The following is a 14,233-nucleotide window of genomic DNA, read 5'->3' on the forward strand; positions in this document are numbered from 1 at the left end:
GGGCGCGCTCACTTCAGTTCGTACGCGGCCATCGCGGCCCGCACACCGGGGGAGAAGAGTTCCGGGCCCAGTGCGTCGGAGTGGGCCAGGCCCTCGGGGGAGAGCCGCAGCAGTCCGGACGCCCCGGCCGTCGCGTCGAGCCAGCCGCGCGCCTCGAACCGGGCCAGTTCGGCGGGGAAGTCATCGGCCGGGGAGGTACCGAAGCGCTCCCGGTAGTCCGCCTGCCGCAGCCCCTCGGCCTGGAGGACGGACTGCAGGAGGTGGCGCCGGCGCGCCTCGTCGCCGTCGACGTACCGGCCGACCTCGGCGCGCGAGAAGTCCTCGGTGGCGGCGTAGCCGTCGATGATGGCCCGAACCTCCCGCATCTCCACCGCGTAGTCGAAGGAGTAGTGCAGCTTCGAGGTGTACGAACGGGCACCGCAGCCCAGGCCGATCATGCCGTCGGTCTGGCAGGCGTAGTCGTCGGGGCCGTCCGTCCGCGGGGCGTCCGCGCGGCGGAACATCCGCATGGACACCTGCTCGTAGCCGTGGGCGAGGAGATGGTCGCGGCCGGCGCGGTACAGCCGCAGCCGCTGCTCGTCCCAGGCGGCGTCGGCCGCCGCCTCGCCGTCCGCGCCGAGCCGCCCGAGACCGGTCAACGGGCGGACGTACAGCGGGTACAGGTACAGCTCCTCCGGCCGCCAGCCGAGCGCCGCGTCCAGCGAGGTGCGCCAGCTCTCCTCGGTCTGCCCGTCGATGCCGTAGATCAGGTCGATGTTGAGGACCGGGATGCGGGCATCACGTATCCGGTCCAGCGCCGCCTCCACGTCGGCGCGCCGCTGCGGTCGCACGGCCGCACGCGCCTCGGCTTCGACGAAGCTCTGCACTCCGATGCTGATCCTGCTCGTACCGCGGCCGGCGAGGACGGCCAGCCGGTCGGCCGTCGCGGTCGACGGCGACGTCTCGACCGACAGCGGAACGGCCCGCAGGTCGGCGCCCATCCGCTTCTGGGCGATGTCGCAGAGCCGTTCCAGCTCCGCCGCGGTCAGGAACGTGGGAGTGCCCCCGCCGAACGCCGCCGCGGCGAACCGCACCGGCTCCGCGTCGCCCAGCGCGTCGCGGACGGCGGTGGCCTGCCGGTCCAGCGCGTCGAGATAGCGGGTCGTCAGCTCGTCGGGAGCGCCGATCCGGGTGAACAGATTGCAGAATCCGCAGCGGACCTCGCAGAACGGGATGTGGAGATAGAGCGAGAGCGCGTCCTTGCGCTCGGCCGCCCACAGCTCGCGCAGCACCGGCCGCTCGGCGAGCGGCCGGTAGGCCGTCTTGTGCGGATAGGCGTACACATAGCTCTGGTACGGGCGGGCGGACCGCGCGACGGTCGTGGTGCGGCTCATGATGCGGTGGCCTCCGGTTCCAGGAAGAAGTGCGCGTACGGAATGGTCCAGACGGACTCGTGGCCGAGCCGGTGACCGGTGTAGCCGTCGTCCCCGTACGCCGTTCCGTGGTCGGAACAGACGATGGCGAAACAGCGGCGACGGCTGCTCGCGGCGGCGAAGAGCCGGCCGATGTGCGCGTCGACGTACTCCAGAGCGGCGGCGTGGGTGGCGCGGGAATCGCCCGCCTCGCGGGTGGCACCCGGTTGGTGGAACCAGTTCGGCTGGTGCAGGGCGGACACATTGACGAAGAGGAACAGCCGTTGCTCGGCGGGGAGTTCGGCGACGACCTGTTCGGCGCGGGCCACCTGAGCCTCGAACGAGGTGGGCGACGCGACACCGAACTCCGGTTCCCAGTGGCTCTCCTGGAACATGCCGGGGAGCACCGAGCCCAGCGGGCCCTGCCGGTTGAAGAAACCGACACCGCCGACGCACACCGTGCGGTACCCCGCACCGGCCAGTCCGGACAGCAGATCGGGGGTGTCGAAGACGAAGGTCCCCGAAGCGGTGGACTCGCTGCCCGCGAAACGTGCCGCGAACAGCCGGGGGTGCGGCCCCGGGCCGGCCGGGGTCGGCAGGAATCCCGCGAAGATCGCCTGGTGGGAGGCGTACGTGAAGCTGCCGGGCGCATGCCGCTTCTCCCAGGCGCCACCCGGCAGATGGCGTGCCAGATGCGGGATGCGACCGGCCGCGGCGAGCTCCGCCGCCACGTCGTACCGGAGCGTGTCGAGGGTGACGAGCAGCAGGTCGTGGCTGCCCACGATCTCGCTCATGTCCGGGTTCCGGGCCTCCGCGAGGGCGGGCGCGGTGTCAGGGAGTGGCGGTTGCACGGTGGTTCCTTGCTCTGTTCAGTACGGCGGCGACCTGCGCCGCGTAGGTGTCCTGGCCCTCGGCGCCGCTGTCGGGGAGTCCGGTCAGTCGCGGAAGCAGATCGCCGAAGGCGTTGACCTCGCCGACGGCGAAGCGCCGCCAGCCGGTCGCGGGCAGCAGATCGACGCCCACGCACAGTGTGTCCGGGAAGCACGCCGCGGCCCGTTCGCACAGGGCCAGGGCCTCGGACCAGCTGCCGCCCGCGGCCTCGACGGCGGCACGGACCTCGTCGAGATCTCCGCGCGTGCCGCCGAGGTGAAGATTGGTCATGGGGGAGTGGCTGGTGCGCACGACGGCATGGGTGGCCCGGCCCGCCACCACCACGACCCGCAGATCCGCTGCCCGGCCGCACTGGGTGGCCTTGGGCAGCCAGCGCTCGATGTGCAGCCCGTCCGGCGCGAGGGCGTCGACGATCGCCGCGACCTCCCGCTCCGTCGTGCAGCGGCGCACCCGCAACGAATTGAAGAGCCGGCCGGCCGTGTCCCGCTCCACCGATGTGGTGGCCCTGACCCGGCCGGGCCCGGCCGTCTCGACGGCCAGGACCCCCGAGGCGGACGAGCCGTGCGCGAGCTTCACGAAGGCCCTGGGCATGCCGTGGGCCGTCATCCGCTCACGTACGTCCGCCCAGCCGCGCACCACGGGCGCCGCGGCGCCCGAAGTCGGCGAGGCGGGCACCCGCACTCCGGCGTCGTCCAGCACGGCATGGCAGAGCCGCTTGTCGAAGAGCACCGCGACATCGCCCGGGTCGTCCAGCAGGACGGCACCGGAAGCGGCGGCCGCCCGCGCCACCGCCCGTACGGCCTCGGTGAACCGGGCGTACCACAGGGCGGTCCCCTCGACCCTGGTCGGATCGCCGACCGCCCTGAGCAGCCGCTCCACCTCGGTGTCCTCACCGGGCGAGTCCATCCGCACGGTCTGGCCCGGCCGGAAGGCGGCCTCGCCGCGCAGGACGTCCAGCCAGGACACGACACGCGCCGCGGGCAGCCCGGCGGCGCGCACGGCGTCCTGGAAGAGCGCGACCCGGCGGTTCCCGGGCACCCCCACGACGGCGAAGCGCGGCGCCGGGCCGGCCGTACTACTCGCTGACGGCGACATAGCGCTCGTCGTCCTCTTCCGGATCCCAGTACTCGACCTCGTCGATCTCACCGTTCACCCGGTCGGAACCGAGCAGGTTCGCCAGACGCTCCACCAACGCGTCGCTGATGTAGTGGTGGTGCAGATCCAGCGAGGTGAGATGGGTGAGCGGCTGGCCGGAGAGCAGCGCTTCGGCGCCCTCGTCGCTCAGGGTCCCCATCGCGAGGGAGAGCGATTCCAACTGGGCGACGACCGGTGCGGAGGCCACCGCGGCCGCGATCTCGTCCTGGATCTCGCTGTTCTGCAGCCCCAGATGGCGCAGTGCGGGGAACGCCGCACCGGACAGCAGCGGAGCGAGGTCGTCGACCGTCGCGTCCCCGCCGTACTCGGTGACGCCGAGCCAGAGTTCCAGGTATTCCAGCGCGGGCAGCTCCGAAGTCCCGACCGCCCGCACGACGCCGGACGGCAGACCGCCGGACTCGAACCGCAGCTTCTTCAGCGACGTGTGCCGCACCGGCCGCAGATCGAGTGTCGTCCGGCCCTCGATCCGCTCGCCGCCCCCGCGTACCGTCAGCTCCTCCAGCTGTCCGAACGACTCGATCACCGGGGTGATGTCGGACATGACCAGCCAGGACACTTCGCACTCCTCGCTCACGACATCGGCGAGGAAGAGTGCCCGCAGGGCCGGGAAGCGGTCCGCGTGACCGGTCAGCAGCTCGATGACCGGAGCGATGGACTCGTAGTCGCCGTGCCACCAGGGACCGATCAGCAGGGCCCGGACACGCGAGGTGTCGACCGTGTCCAGGAAGTGCTGCCAGATCGTGGCGAACGTCGGATCGCCGTCCCAGTCGCTCTCCAGCCGCCACGCGACCGAGTCGGCGGCAGGGAGGGGCTCGGCGCGAGCACCGTCAGGTCCCGGCAGGGTCAGGACGGGAAGACCGTGAAATGTCTCGGGGTGTTCGATGTCGGTCATCGCCCGTCACTCCGAAACCGCGGTGTAGCGGCCTTCGACGCCGCGGTTGCCCCAGGGCTCCTCGCGTTGCGACACATCGACCCGCACGCCGTGCGGCTCCAGCGCCCGAGCGATCCGGCGCTCCATCTGCTCGGTCATGAAGTGGTGGTGCAGATCGAGCCGTTCGAGGTGGGTGAGCGGCTGGCCGTCCAGCAGCGCCGCCCCGCCCTCGTCGCCCAGCGTGCCGTTCGACAGGTCGAGGACGCGCAGCTGGGCGACGACCGGGGCGCCCGCGACGGCCGTCGCGATCTCGTTCTGCAGCTCGCTGTTGCGCAGGCCGAGGTGGGTGAGCCGGGGGAAACGGGAGCCGGAGAGGAGCGGCGCCAGGTCCGCCACATCGGCGTCGCCCCCGTAAGCGGAGACGCCGAGCCAGAGATCGAGCCGCTCCAGCGCGGGCAGTTCGCTGTCCAGAATGCCGCGGATCACACCGACCGGCAGACCACCGGTCTCGATGGTCAGCGAGCGCAGCCGCTCGTGCTTCGACGGCGGGAAGACCAGCTCCGAGCCGCCGCGCACACCCAGTTCGAGCAGTCCCGGGAAGGCCGTCAGCAGCGCCGTGACATCCGACTGCTCGATCCAGGAGATCTCGTTCTGCTCCAGGATCATGTCGCCGACGAAGACGGCCTCCAGCGAGGTGAGCCGATCGGCCGCGCCGATGATCAGGTCGATCGGGTAGGACGAGGTCTTGTCATACGCTTCGCCCCACTGACCGATGATCAGCGCACGGACCCCGGCCGGGTCGACCGCCGCGAGGAACGCCTGGAACGCCTCCTCCCAGGTCGTCTCGGACTCGTCGTCGTACGGATCGACCGAGATGCGCCAGGCCACCGCGTCGGCAGCCTGTGCGGGCACTTCACCCGTCGCGTGCTGGAAATCGACCGCGGGAAGGCCGAGCAACTCGTGCAGATGGTCCACACCGGACATGACCCTGAGCTCCTGGTACTGGGGGACGGCTGATGTCTGCAAGGTGTATCAAGCCGCACTGACAACGACGCGACCGGGACGGTCCGGACGTGCCCGCGGGCTCCCGCGGGAGCCGGTCGCCGGGAGCCGACCGCCGGGAGCCCGCCGCCGGTCGATTGTCAGACCCCTCCCTTAGCGTTTTTCTCGTGGCCGGCACAACGGGTGCGGCCATCGAGGGGAGACGTCTGTGTACCGGCAGGGCGATGTACTGATCGTGTCGTTGGAGGAGTCGGCGGTGCCCGCGCATCTCGTGGACGCGCCGGGCGAACCGAGGGACGGCCGGGGGCGCATGATCCTCGCGCTGGGCGAGGTCACCGGACATGCACACGCGGTTCAGGGGCCGGGCCGGCTGATGCGCGAGGCGGGAGCCTTCGGGCCGATGCTGCTTCACCTTCCCGACGGCGGGCGGGTGGTGCACGAGGAGCACGCGGCGATACCGCTGTCGAAGGGCTGGTACCGCGTGGTGCGCCAGCGGGAGTACGCGCCGGGGGCGGTCCGCATCGTGGCGGACTGAGGCGGGCCGAGGCGCACGACCCGCAACGCGTGAACGCACAACACCGAAACGCAGAACGCAGACCACCGAACACCGCACACGAACACCGAATTCAGGGACGGGGAAGACCGATGCAGTACGTGGACTCATGGCGGGCCGTGGCAGCGGCGACCGGCGCGGCGGACCGGGCCGCGGCCGAGGACGGGCTGCGGCTCGCCTACCGCAGCGCAGGACTTGCCGAGCCGGAGCGAATCCTCTGGGTCGACTCGCCCAGGGCCGCCGTGGAGGCCGTGGAGAAACTCGTCGACGCCGGACGCTCGGTGCGTGACGAGGTACGGACCCGGCCCTGGGCGGAGGAACGGCGCAGGATGTACGACGAGTTGGGCCCGGCGGGCTGGTCCGCCCTGTGGTCCGCCACGGGGGCGCAGCTCTGGGAGACCACGGCGGCGCTCGCCGAGCGGATCAGGGCAGGTGTCGTCGCGGACCTCGCGGAGCGCCCCGAGGACGAGTCAGATGTCCGGCTGGTGTTGCTCGACGCGGTCCTCGGCCAGCACGACGCGGCCTGGCTCGCCGCGTTCGACGGCCGGGGTGACCGGCTGGACGGTCTGGCCCAGGTGGCCAGGCACGCGGGCTGGTGGTGGCCCTACGAGCGTGTCGTGGTGATCAGCGAGCGACCGGAAGCGCTGCACCGCGACGAGGCGGGCCGGCTGGACCGCGGGGACGGCCCGGCGCTCGCCTACCGCGACGGCTTCGCGCTGCACGCCTGGCGTGGCATGCCCGTGCCCGCCGAGTTCCTCGCGGAACTGAACTCCCTGACCCCCGAACGGATACGTGAGGAGGAGAACGCGGAACTGCGCCGCGTCATGCTGGAGTTCTACGGGTACGACCGTTACCTCACCGAGTCGGGCGCCGAGCCGGTCCACCGGGACGAGACAGGAGTCCTGTGGCGGATCGCGCTGGACGGCGACGAGGACGTGGTGATGGTCGAGGTGGTCAACTCCACCCCGGAGCCGGACGGAACCCACCGCACCTACTGGCTGCGGGTGCCGCCCGCCACGAGGACCGCGAAGGCGGGTGTGGCCTGGACGTTCGGACTCCAGGAAGAGGTGTACGCGCCGCTGCGCCAGACCTGAGGCGTTTCAGGCCGTCAGCGTCGCGTGATCGATGCCGAGTTCGCGGGCGAGGGCCTCATCGGTCCAGGCCAGCATCGTGGCCCGGGAGAGCGGGCCCGCGTACGACGTCATCTGCACGGCCAGGCCGTCCAGCAGGGCAGTCAGCCGCCAGGCCACGGACATCGGGTCGTCGCAGTGGAATTCACCGGCGGCGGCGCCCTCCTCGATGACCTCGGCCAGCTCGGCCTTCCACTGCTGGTCGAGATCGCCGGCCACGTTGCGCAGCGCCGGGTCGCGCAGCGAGGCCGCCCAGCCCTCGATCCACAGCCGCCAGCCCTTCGCCCGGCCCGTCGGCGCGTACCAGCGGACGGCGGTGCGCAGCCGCCGTACCGCACTCGTGCGGCGGCTCAGCAGCTTGCGCAGGTGGGCGAGGTCGGCTTCGGCGGCATGCGCGAAGGCGGCCGCGACCAGTTTCTCCTTGGTCGAGAAGTGGTAGAGGACAAGCGCGTTGCTCACGCCGAGCACGGAGGCCACGTCCGCGATCCGTACCGCCGCGACCCCGCGCACCTCGATCTGCTCGACGGCAGCGCGCAGAAGTTCCTCGCGTCGTTCCGCCACGCTCAGCCGTACTCTCGCCACGGCGTCACCCTAACGAATGCGCGGTGGCCGCGCAGGCCGGGGGCGGAGCCGCGTACGGCCCCGCCCCCTGTTCATCCGATGCCCGGGACACCGGCCCGCACCATCAGCACCAGATGTCGGCGCAGCCGGAGTTGTATGCGTCGATCAGGGTCTCCGTAAGCGAAGCACCGGAGGTGTCCGTGACGGTGGACCTCAGATCGACCTTGGCGGTCCGAGGGCCGGCACGGTGACCTTCCAGCGACCGTCCGGCCCGCGAGCCGCCGCGGCCTGCTTCCAGTCGCTGCCGTCGAGCGTGGCCCGCAATCTGCCGTCGAGCCAGACCTGGCCGATGCCCTCGGTGCGCGTGCGCGATTCCGTGCCGAGCTGGTTCCAGACGGTGTGGGCCGACTTCTTCGGCACTGAGCGCGGTGGTCTCCGTGGCCGGGAAGGCCGCGATGACCCGCGCGCCCTTCGGGGCTCCGGGGGCCGCCGACGATGACGCGGCGCTGCCGACAAGGATGCGCAGCGAGTCCGTATCGGTGTCCGAGTGGCCCGAGGCGACCAGCTCGGTCACATCGGTCAGCTGCTCATGGGGCGCTCCACCTCGCACCGGTCCTTGAAGCCCTGGCTCGTCAGACCGAGGGCGGAATTGGTGCGGGAACGCATGTTCTCCACCGCGACCATGGTCGTCAGCTCGACGAGCGCCGCCTCGCCGAGCGTGGTGCGCAGCCGCTCCACCAACTCGTCCCCGACCTCGGGCGGGGTGAGGCTCATCGCCTCCGCGTACGCCATGACGTCACGCTCCAGCGGGCTGAACGCCTCGCTCTCGCGCCACACCGGTACGTCACGCAGCTTGCGCGGGTCCATGCCGTGACGGTGGTTCTCCCAGTAGCCGAAGTCCATGCACCAGCTGCAGCCGATGGTGGTCGCGGAAGCCATGACGGCCAGCGCCTTGAGCTGCGGGTCCAGCTTCTTCCAGCGACCCACCGCCAGTTCGAAGCGGCTCCCGGCCCACAGCACTCCGGTGTGGTGGGCGGTGGCCCGCAGCGGATCGATCACCTTGCCGTACGTACGGTTCGAGTACCACGAAACGGCGCGGAAGAGGAGGCTGCGGGGCGGGTCGAGCGAGATGCGGGCGGTCATGACCGGTCTCCTTCGGTACGGCTCGGATACCGGCCGGCAGCGTCGTGGGACGCCGTCGGCGGGCTGCGTTCACGGGTGTGACGGATGGGGACCTCCCGGATGTGACACGGGAGTGCGGCCGGATCCGGAATCCTGTGGCGGGCACGGACGTTGGATCCGGCATGACGGGAATCGACGCACAGCAGGAAGCGCTGCTCGGGCTGCTCGGCGAGGAGAGCGGCGGAGTGCTCGTGACGCTCAGGCGCGACGGCAGACCCCAGTTGTCCAACGTCAACCACTTCTACTATCCCGAGGAGCGCATCGTCCGCGTCTCGATCACCGAGGACCGCGCGAAGACGAAGAACCTCCGCCGCGACCCACGGGCGAGCTACCACGTCACCAGTGCGGACCGCTGGGCGTGGACGGTCGTGGACGGCTCTGCCGAGCTGTCCCCGGTCGCCGACGATCCGCACGACGCGACGGTGGAGGAGCTGATCACGCTCTACCGCGACGTCCAGGGCGAACACCCCGACTGGGACGACTACCGCAGCGCCATGGTCCGCGACCGTCGGGTCGTGCTGCGACTGCGCATCGAGCACGCGTACGGGCAGCCGCGTGGTTGAAGGGGAACGGCCCGGCGGCCGTCGGCCCGTCGGCCGTTCCGCTCGCACTGTCGTACCCCCCACCCATAATGAGACGACACCGACTCCCTCAGGAGATGCTGTGAACGGCGCTGCCCCCTTCCCTCCGCTCCGCACCCGGCTGCGATCGCTGCGCCCCGCCGCATTCGGCGCCGATCCGGGCGGTGCCCGCATGGAACGCATCCGCCGCTCCCCCAACTTCGCCGACGGCGTCTTTCAGAACCCCGTGGGGGCGCGGACCAGGCCGTCCGGATCCACCCTGGAGTTCGCGAAGGTCTACTTCCGCAAGGACGATCGGGCGCGCAGGGCCCCGGCCGGCACCGTGCCCGTGCACGCGACCACCTACGCCGACCTCGCCGAGCCGCCCGCCACCGGGCTGCGGCTCACCTGGATGGGCCATTCCAGTGTGCTCGCCGAGATCGACGGCCGCCGGGTGCTCTTCGACCCCGTGTGGGGCGAGCGCTGTTCGCCCTTCTCCTTCGCCGGGCCCAAGCGGCTGCATCCCGTGCCGCTGCCGCTGGCCGCGCTCGGTTCCGTCGACGCGGTGGTGATCTCCCACGATCATTACGACCACCTCGATCTGCCGACGATCAAGGCCCTCGCCGGCACGGACACGGCTTTCGCCGTACCGCTCGGCGTCGGCGCCCACCTGGAGCGATGGGGCGTGCCCACCGACCGGATGCGCGAGCTGGACTGGAACGAGACGACGAAGATCGCCGGAATCGGCCTCACCGCCACCCCGGCCCGGCACTTCTGCGGCCGCGGCCTGCGCAACCAGCAGCACACGCTCTGGGCGTCCTGGGCCGTCGCGGGACCCGAACACCGGATCTACCACAGCGGCGACACCGGCTATTTCCCCGGCTTCCAGGACATCGGCGCCGAACACGGCCCGTTCGACGCGACGATGATCCAGATCGGGGCTTATTCCGAGTACTGGCCCGACATACACATGACCCCGGCCGAGGGCATGCGGGCCCATCTGGACCTCCAGGGCGGCACCCCGCTCGGCGTGATGCTCCCGATCCACTGGGCCACCTTCAACCTTGCCCCGCACCCATGGGCCGAGCCGGGCGAGGGCACCCTCGCCGCGGCGGAGGACGCGGGCGCCCGGGTCGCCCTGCCGCGCCCCGGCGAGCCCTTCCAGCCCACGGCGCAGACCATCCCCGCCGAGCCGTGGTGGCGCCCGGTGGCTCCGCAGCCGGTCGAGCGCCGGCCCGTGGCGGCTGCGCGGATCACGGACATCTCCGTCGCTCCGGTGAGCAGTGTGGGCGCAGCCGCAAAGGACGCGGAGGCGGAGGCCGATCACGCCGAGGTGGCGCCGACGGCGTAGCGCGCTCCGGGACGTGCCCCGGTGCGGCGTACACACCACTCACGCGGAACACGCGCACAACCAGGCCCGCGGAACCCGCGGCATACGAGAAACATTCAGACGGCTCGGCCCGTCCGGTACGACCGGGCGGGCCGAGCCGTTCGCTGTGTCCAGGAGTCGCCGCCGTAGGCCGTTCGGGTGTCCGTCGACCAGGTGTCAATGCGGCGTAATCGGTCTCTTGTGCGAGATCTCATACCGGAGCGGGACGGATGGTGGGCAAGTTCGACAACTGCCCGTCGCACCTGCGTGATGGACGACTACCGTGTGTGCGCGGCGATCAACGGTGGGCTCATGTCTTGCGAGCCTGCCGGACCGATGAACCGAGCCTGAGCAAACCGTAGGTGCCACCGCAGGAACGCCGATTCCTGGTGCGCCACGTACCGAGGACACTGATGTCTCAACTTCGCGCACCCGAAGCGCGACCGGAACGCCGAGAGGGCGGACGGCACGGCCGACCGGGTGCCCGTACCCACTCGGCCACGGCCAGGCCGCGCGCCGCCCAACCGTCCACCGAGGCGCGTATACGGCCCCAACTCCTGCGCACCGCGGTGCTGCCGGCCGTCGCCGCGGTGCTGAGCGGAGCCGCAGCGGTCGTCTTCACCCTCCGCTCCACCGGAGCCCGGCCGTCCACCGAACTGTGGATCGGGCTGGGCGGGGCCGGTGCGCTGGCCCTCGCCGCCGTGCTGGCCGCGTATCTCGCGGCCAACCGCGTCGCCACCACCGTCTTCGGCCGCTGCCTGGCGCTCCGCCGCGCCAGCGCCCACGGCCAGGCCGAACTGCAAAGGGTGGTGGAACAGCTCCGCAACGGCGAGCCCGTACCCGCGCGGCGGCCCGCGCAGCCCGCCGTTCCCGGCAGCGACGCCTTCGAACTGCTTGCGCAGGAACTCGGCCGCCAGCAGGAAGTCGCCGTGGCCGCGGTCGTGCAGGCGTCCCGGTTCTCCGACCACACCGGCGAGGACCAGAAGGTCGAGGTCTTCGTCAACCTCGCCCGCCGGCTCCAGTCGCTCGTCCACCGCGAGATCCAGCTGCTCGACGAGCTGGAGCACGAGGTCGAGGACCCCGATCTGCTCAAGGGCCTCTTCCACGTCGACCATCTCGCGACCCGCATCCGCAGGCACGCGGAGAATCTCGCCGTCCTCGGTGGCGCCGTCTCCCGGCGGCAGTGGAGCAACCCGGTCACCATGACCGAGGTCCTGCGCTCGGCGATCGCCGAGGTCGAGCAGTACCCGCGGGTCAAACTGGTACCGCCGATCGACGGCACACTGCGCGGACACGCCGTCGCCGATGTGATCCATTTGCTGGCCGAACTGGTCGAGAACGCCACGGTGTTCTCGGCCCCGCACACCCAAGTGCTGCTGCGCGCCCAGCAGGTCACCGCCGGGCTGGCCCTGGAGGTCGAGGACCGGGGCCTCGGCATGCCGGGCAACGAGCAGCAGCGGATGAACGCCCTGCTCGCCGACCCCGACCAGGTCAACGTGGCCCATCTGCTCCAGGACGGCCGGATCGGCCTGTTCGTCGTCGCGTCACTGGCCCGGCGGCACGGCATCGCGGTCCGGCTCCAGAGCAACATCTACGGCGGCACACAGGCCGTACTCGTCCTCCCGCAGTCCCTCCTGGGCCTGGACGGTGATGTTCCGGCCGGGGGCTACGCGGCCCCGGTCCCGCCCCCCGGTCCCGTGCACCGGCCACCGGCCGAGGACGCCACCGGCAGCCACCGCAGGCCGAACCCGGACCTCGGCCTCGGTCCCGGACCCGACCGGGGCCCCGCCCCGAGTCCGCAGCCGGGTACCAACCGCCAGGCCTACGTCCCCAGCCAGCCGCTGCGCCTGCATCAACCGGCCCAGCAGGCAGGACGCCAGGGCGAAGCCCCACCGCTCCCGCTGCGCGCGGAGCGCCTCGACCGCCCCGCCCCGGCCGAGGCCGGTCCCGGAATCCGGGGCACCGACGACGCACCCGAGGCACTCCACCGCGACGCACCGCACCCCGAGCCCGGAGTGGTACGCGGCACCATGGGCCGCCCCCAACTCCCGAGGCGGGCCAACCAGGAGCACCTCGTCCCACAGCTCAGGGAGGCACCGGCCCCACGCAGCGAGAACGAACAGGCCCTGCACGACCCGGGACTCATGGCGGCCTTCCGGCGCGGCATCGAACTCGCGGAGGCCCGTGCCGAATCCGAGGCGGACACCGCCCGGGCGGCGGACCCGAGCCCCGCACCGGCGCCTGCCCCGCAGCCCCGGCAGCCGCAGGCCCCGCTCGAACCGCTGCCGGTACGCGGACTCACGGCAACCGTCGCCCCGCACCCCCAGGCCCCGGCCCCGGACACGAACGCGGCGGGGACCACCGACCCCCTCGAAACGAACACCTCCAAGGAGTAGATGCACCATGGCGACCGATATGTCGTCCGGTCAGGTCTCGGACCTCGACTGGCTGCTGAGCGGACTGGTCCGGCGCGTCCCGTACACACGCAGCGCAGTCCTTCTCTCCGCCGACGGGCTGGTGAAATCCCTCCACGGCATGGACGCCGACAGCGCCGACCACATGGCGGCGCTGGCCGCCGGCCTGTACTCGCTCGGCCGCAGCGCCGGCGCGCGCTTCGGTGAAAGTGGCGACGTACGCCAGGTGGTCGTCGAGCTCGACTCGACGCTGCTGTTCGTCTCAACCGCGGGCTCGGGCACGTGCCTCGCCGTCCTCGCCGGCCGTGAGGCGGACGCGGCGGTGCTGGGCTACGAGATGACGATGCTGGTCAAGAGCGTCCGGCCCTACCTGATGACTCCGGCAAGACAGGCGGCCGGGGCCCCGAGCACCACGGGGCTGTGAGGGTGTCGGTTCCGCAGGACGCGCCGTTGCTCGACGACGCGGCCGGCCGGCTCATCCGCCCGTACACCGTGAGCAACGGCCGGACCCGCCCGACGGCCGTGCTCGATCTGCTCTCCCTGGTGATGGCCACGGGGACCGAGCCACAGGTCCATCTCGGTCCCGAACACTCCGTCGCGCTGGGGCTGTGCGGCGGCCCCACCTCGGTGGCCGAGATCGCCGCCCATCTGCGGCTGCCCGCGGTCGTCACCAAGGTGCTCGTCTCCGACCTGGTGGACTGCGGAGCAGTCACCGCCCACCCGCCCGCCTTCCATGACATGCCCACCGACCGATCTCTGCTGGAGGCAGTGCTCGATGGCTTACGACGACAGCTCTGACGGCTTCGGCAGCTCAGCCGCGTACGAGAACAGCGCACGCCCCGAAGGCTTCGGAAGTCTCGGAAGCCATGGAGAACACGGTTGCCATGGAGACGAAGGGAGCCATGGGAGCCATGGAGGCCATGGGGGCCATGGAAACCACGGGAGCTCTGGGAGACCCGGAAGCCACGGGTATCCGGAAGGCCACGGCAGCTCCGGCGGTGCGTACGGTTCCGATAGTTCCTACGGCTCCGGCGGTGCGTACGGCTCCGACAGTTCCTATGCCTCCGACAGTTCCTACGGTTCCGACAATTCTTATGCCTCCGACGATTGCTACGGCTCGGACGGTTCTTATGACGGCGGCGGTTCCCACGGCT

15 protein-coding genes are annotated in these 14,233 nt (G+C 71.4%); 7 read left to right on the forward strand and 8 right to left on the reverse strand.

Going from position 1 to position 14,233, the window contains the following annotated elements:
• Positions 1 to 8: 8 nt before the first annotated feature.
• From OH735_RS33340 to OH735_RS33360, 5 genes are read right to left on the reverse strand one after another with little or no spacing between them, the layout of a single operon-like run.
• Entirely contained in the window at positions 9 to 1,373 is a 1,365-nt protein-coding gene (locus OH735_RS33340) for an STM4012 family radical SAM protein (protein ID WP_406385371.1), read from the reverse strand.
• Positions 1,370 to 2,185, reverse strand: a complete 816-nt coding sequence (locus OH735_RS33345) for an STM4013/SEN3800 family hydrolase (protein ID WP_406386855.1) — start codon at positions 2,183 to 2,185, stop codon at positions 1,370 to 1,372. The genes OH735_RS33340 and OH735_RS33345 overlap by 4 nt, the downstream gene beginning before the upstream one ends.
• Before the next feature lie 37 nt (positions 2,186 to 2,222).
• Positions 2,223 to 3,377, reverse strand: a complete 1,155-nt coding sequence (locus tag OH735_RS33350) for an STM4014 family protein (RefSeq protein WP_406385372.1) — start codon at positions 3,375 to 3,377, stop codon at positions 2,223 to 2,225.
• Positions 3,358 to 4,329: an STM4015 family protein gene (locus OH735_RS33355; protein WP_406385373.1), complete on the reverse strand. Its 972-nt coding sequence runs from the start codon at positions 4,327 to 4,329 to the stop codon at positions 3,358 to 3,360. Before OH735_RS33355 ends, OH735_RS33350 begins: the two co-directional genes overlap by 20 nt.
• A gap of 6 nt (positions 4,330 to 4,335) precedes the next feature.
• A complete protein-coding gene (locus OH735_RS33360; RefSeq protein ID WP_406385374.1) occupies positions 4,336 to 5,292 on the reverse strand; it encodes an STM4015 family protein in 957 nt (318 codons plus the stop codon).
• A gap of 226 nt (positions 5,293 to 5,518) precedes the next feature.
• On the opposite strand from OH735_RS33360, the gene OH735_RS33365 reads away from it, so the two are divergent.
• A complete protein-coding gene (locus tag OH735_RS33365) occupies positions 5,519 to 5,845 on the forward strand; it encodes a hypothetical protein (RefSeq protein WP_266904720.1) in 327 nt (108 codons plus the stop codon).
• A gap of 110 nt (positions 5,846 to 5,955) precedes the next feature.
• Positions 5,956 to 6,957: a DUF6745 domain-containing protein gene (locus OH735_RS33370; RefSeq protein WP_406385375.1), complete on the forward strand. Its 1,002-nt coding sequence runs from the start codon at positions 5,956 to 5,958 to the stop codon at positions 6,955 to 6,957.
• A gap of 6 nt (positions 6,958 to 6,963) precedes the next feature.
• Here OH735_RS33370 and OH735_RS33375 read toward each other — a convergent pair whose 3' ends face one another.
• The 3 genes from OH735_RS33375 to OH735_RS33385 form a co-directional block, all read right to left on the reverse strand.
• On the reverse strand, positions 6,964 to 7,575 hold the full coding sequence (locus OH735_RS33375) for a TetR/AcrR family transcriptional regulator (protein WP_406385376.1): 612 nt from the start codon (positions 7,573 to 7,575) through the stop codon (positions 6,964 to 6,966).
• A gap of 192 nt (positions 7,576 to 7,767) precedes the next feature.
• Positions 7,768 to 7,974 (reverse strand): hypothetical protein, encoded by a 207-nt coding sequence (locus tag OH735_RS33380; RefSeq protein WP_406385377.1) that lies wholly within the window; start codon positions 7,972 to 7,974, stop codon positions 7,768 to 7,770.
• Between the two features lie 159 nt (positions 7,975 to 8,133).
• Entirely contained in the window at positions 8,134 to 8,697 is a 564-nt protein-coding gene (locus tag OH735_RS33385) for a carboxymuconolactone decarboxylase family protein (RefSeq protein ID WP_406385378.1), read from the reverse strand.
• Between the two features lie 161 nt (positions 8,698 to 8,858).
• On the opposite strand from OH735_RS33385, the gene OH735_RS33390 reads away from it, so the two are divergent.
• The 5 genes from OH735_RS33390 to OH735_RS33410 all read left to right on the forward strand — a co-directional run bounded on the left by OH735_RS33390 (position 8,859) and on the right by OH735_RS33410 (position 13,877).
• A complete protein-coding gene (locus OH735_RS33390; RefSeq protein WP_406385379.1) occupies positions 8,859 to 9,299 on the forward strand; it encodes a PPOX class F420-dependent oxidoreductase in 441 nt (146 codons plus the stop codon).
• 100 nt (positions 9,300 to 9,399) lie between these two features.
• Positions 9,400 to 10,647, forward strand: coding sequence for an MBL fold metallo-hydrolase (locus OH735_RS33395; RefSeq protein ID WP_406385380.1), 1,248 nt, complete (start codon positions 9,400 to 9,402; stop codon positions 10,645 to 10,647).
• 431 nt (positions 10,648 to 11,078) lie between these two features.
• Positions 11,079 to 13,061 carry an ATP-binding protein gene (locus OH735_RS33400; RefSeq protein WP_406385381.1) on the forward strand — a complete coding sequence of 661 codons (1,983 nt, stop codon included), beginning with the start codon at positions 11,079 to 11,081 and terminating at the stop codon, positions 13,059 to 13,061.
• A gap of 7 nt (positions 13,062 to 13,068) precedes the next feature.
• Positions 13,069 to 13,503 (forward strand): roadblock/LC7 domain-containing protein, encoded by a 435-nt coding sequence (locus tag OH735_RS33405; protein ID WP_406385382.1) that lies wholly within the window; start codon positions 13,069 to 13,071, stop codon positions 13,501 to 13,503.
• A 2-nt stretch (positions 13,504 to 13,505) separates the two neighbouring features.
• A complete protein-coding gene (locus OH735_RS33410; RefSeq protein WP_406385383.1) occupies positions 13,506 to 13,877 on the forward strand; it encodes a DUF742 domain-containing protein in 372 nt (123 codons plus the stop codon).
• Positions 13,878 to 14,233 lie beyond the last annotated feature (356 nt).

The sequence above is a fragment of the Streptomyces sp. NBC_01618 genome (assembly GCF_045209435.1).
Classification (GTDB): domain Bacteria; phylum Actinomycetota; class Actinomycetes; order Streptomycetales; family Streptomycetaceae; genus Streptomyces.

Excerpts from the sequence above, each read along its gene's own strand:
- OH735_RS33340 (WP_406385371.1), bottom strand. The coding sequence starts at position 1,373 with ATGAGCCGCACCACGACCGTCGCGCGGTCCGCCCGCCCGTACCAGAGC.
- OH735_RS33345 (WP_406386855.1), bottom strand. The coding sequence starts at position 2,185 with ATGAGCGAGATCGTGGGCAGCCACGACCTGCTGCTCGTCACCCTCGAC.
- OH735_RS33350 (WP_406385372.1), bottom strand. The coding sequence starts at position 3,377 with ATGTCGCCGTCAGCGAGTAGTACGGCCGGCCCGGCGCCGCGCTTCGCC.
- OH735_RS33355 (WP_406385373.1), bottom strand. The coding sequence starts at position 4,329 with ATGACCGACATCGAACACCCCGAGACATTTCACGGTCTTCCCGTCCTG.
- OH735_RS33360 (WP_406385374.1), bottom strand. The coding sequence starts at position 5,292 with ATGTCCGGTGTGGACCATCTGCACGAGTTGCTCGGCCTTCCCGCGGTC.
- OH735_RS33370 (WP_406385375.1), top strand. The coding sequence starts at position 5,956 with ATGCAGTACGTGGACTCATGGCGGGCCGTGGCAGCGGCGACCGGCGCG.
- OH735_RS33385 (WP_406385378.1), bottom strand. The coding sequence starts at position 8,697 with ATGACCGCCCGCATCTCGCTCGACCCGCCCCGCAGCCTCCTCTTCCGC.
- OH735_RS33390 (WP_406385379.1), top strand. The coding sequence starts at position 8,859 with ATGACGGGAATCGACGCACAGCAGGAAGCGCTGCTCGGGCTGCTCGGC.
- OH735_RS33400 (WP_406385381.1), top strand. The coding sequence starts at position 11,079 with ATGTCTCAACTTCGCGCACCCGAAGCGCGACCGGAACGCCGAGAGGGC.
- OH735_RS33405 (WP_406385382.1), top strand. The coding sequence starts at position 13,069 with ATGGCGACCGATATGTCGTCCGGTCAGGTCTCGGACCTCGACTGGCTG.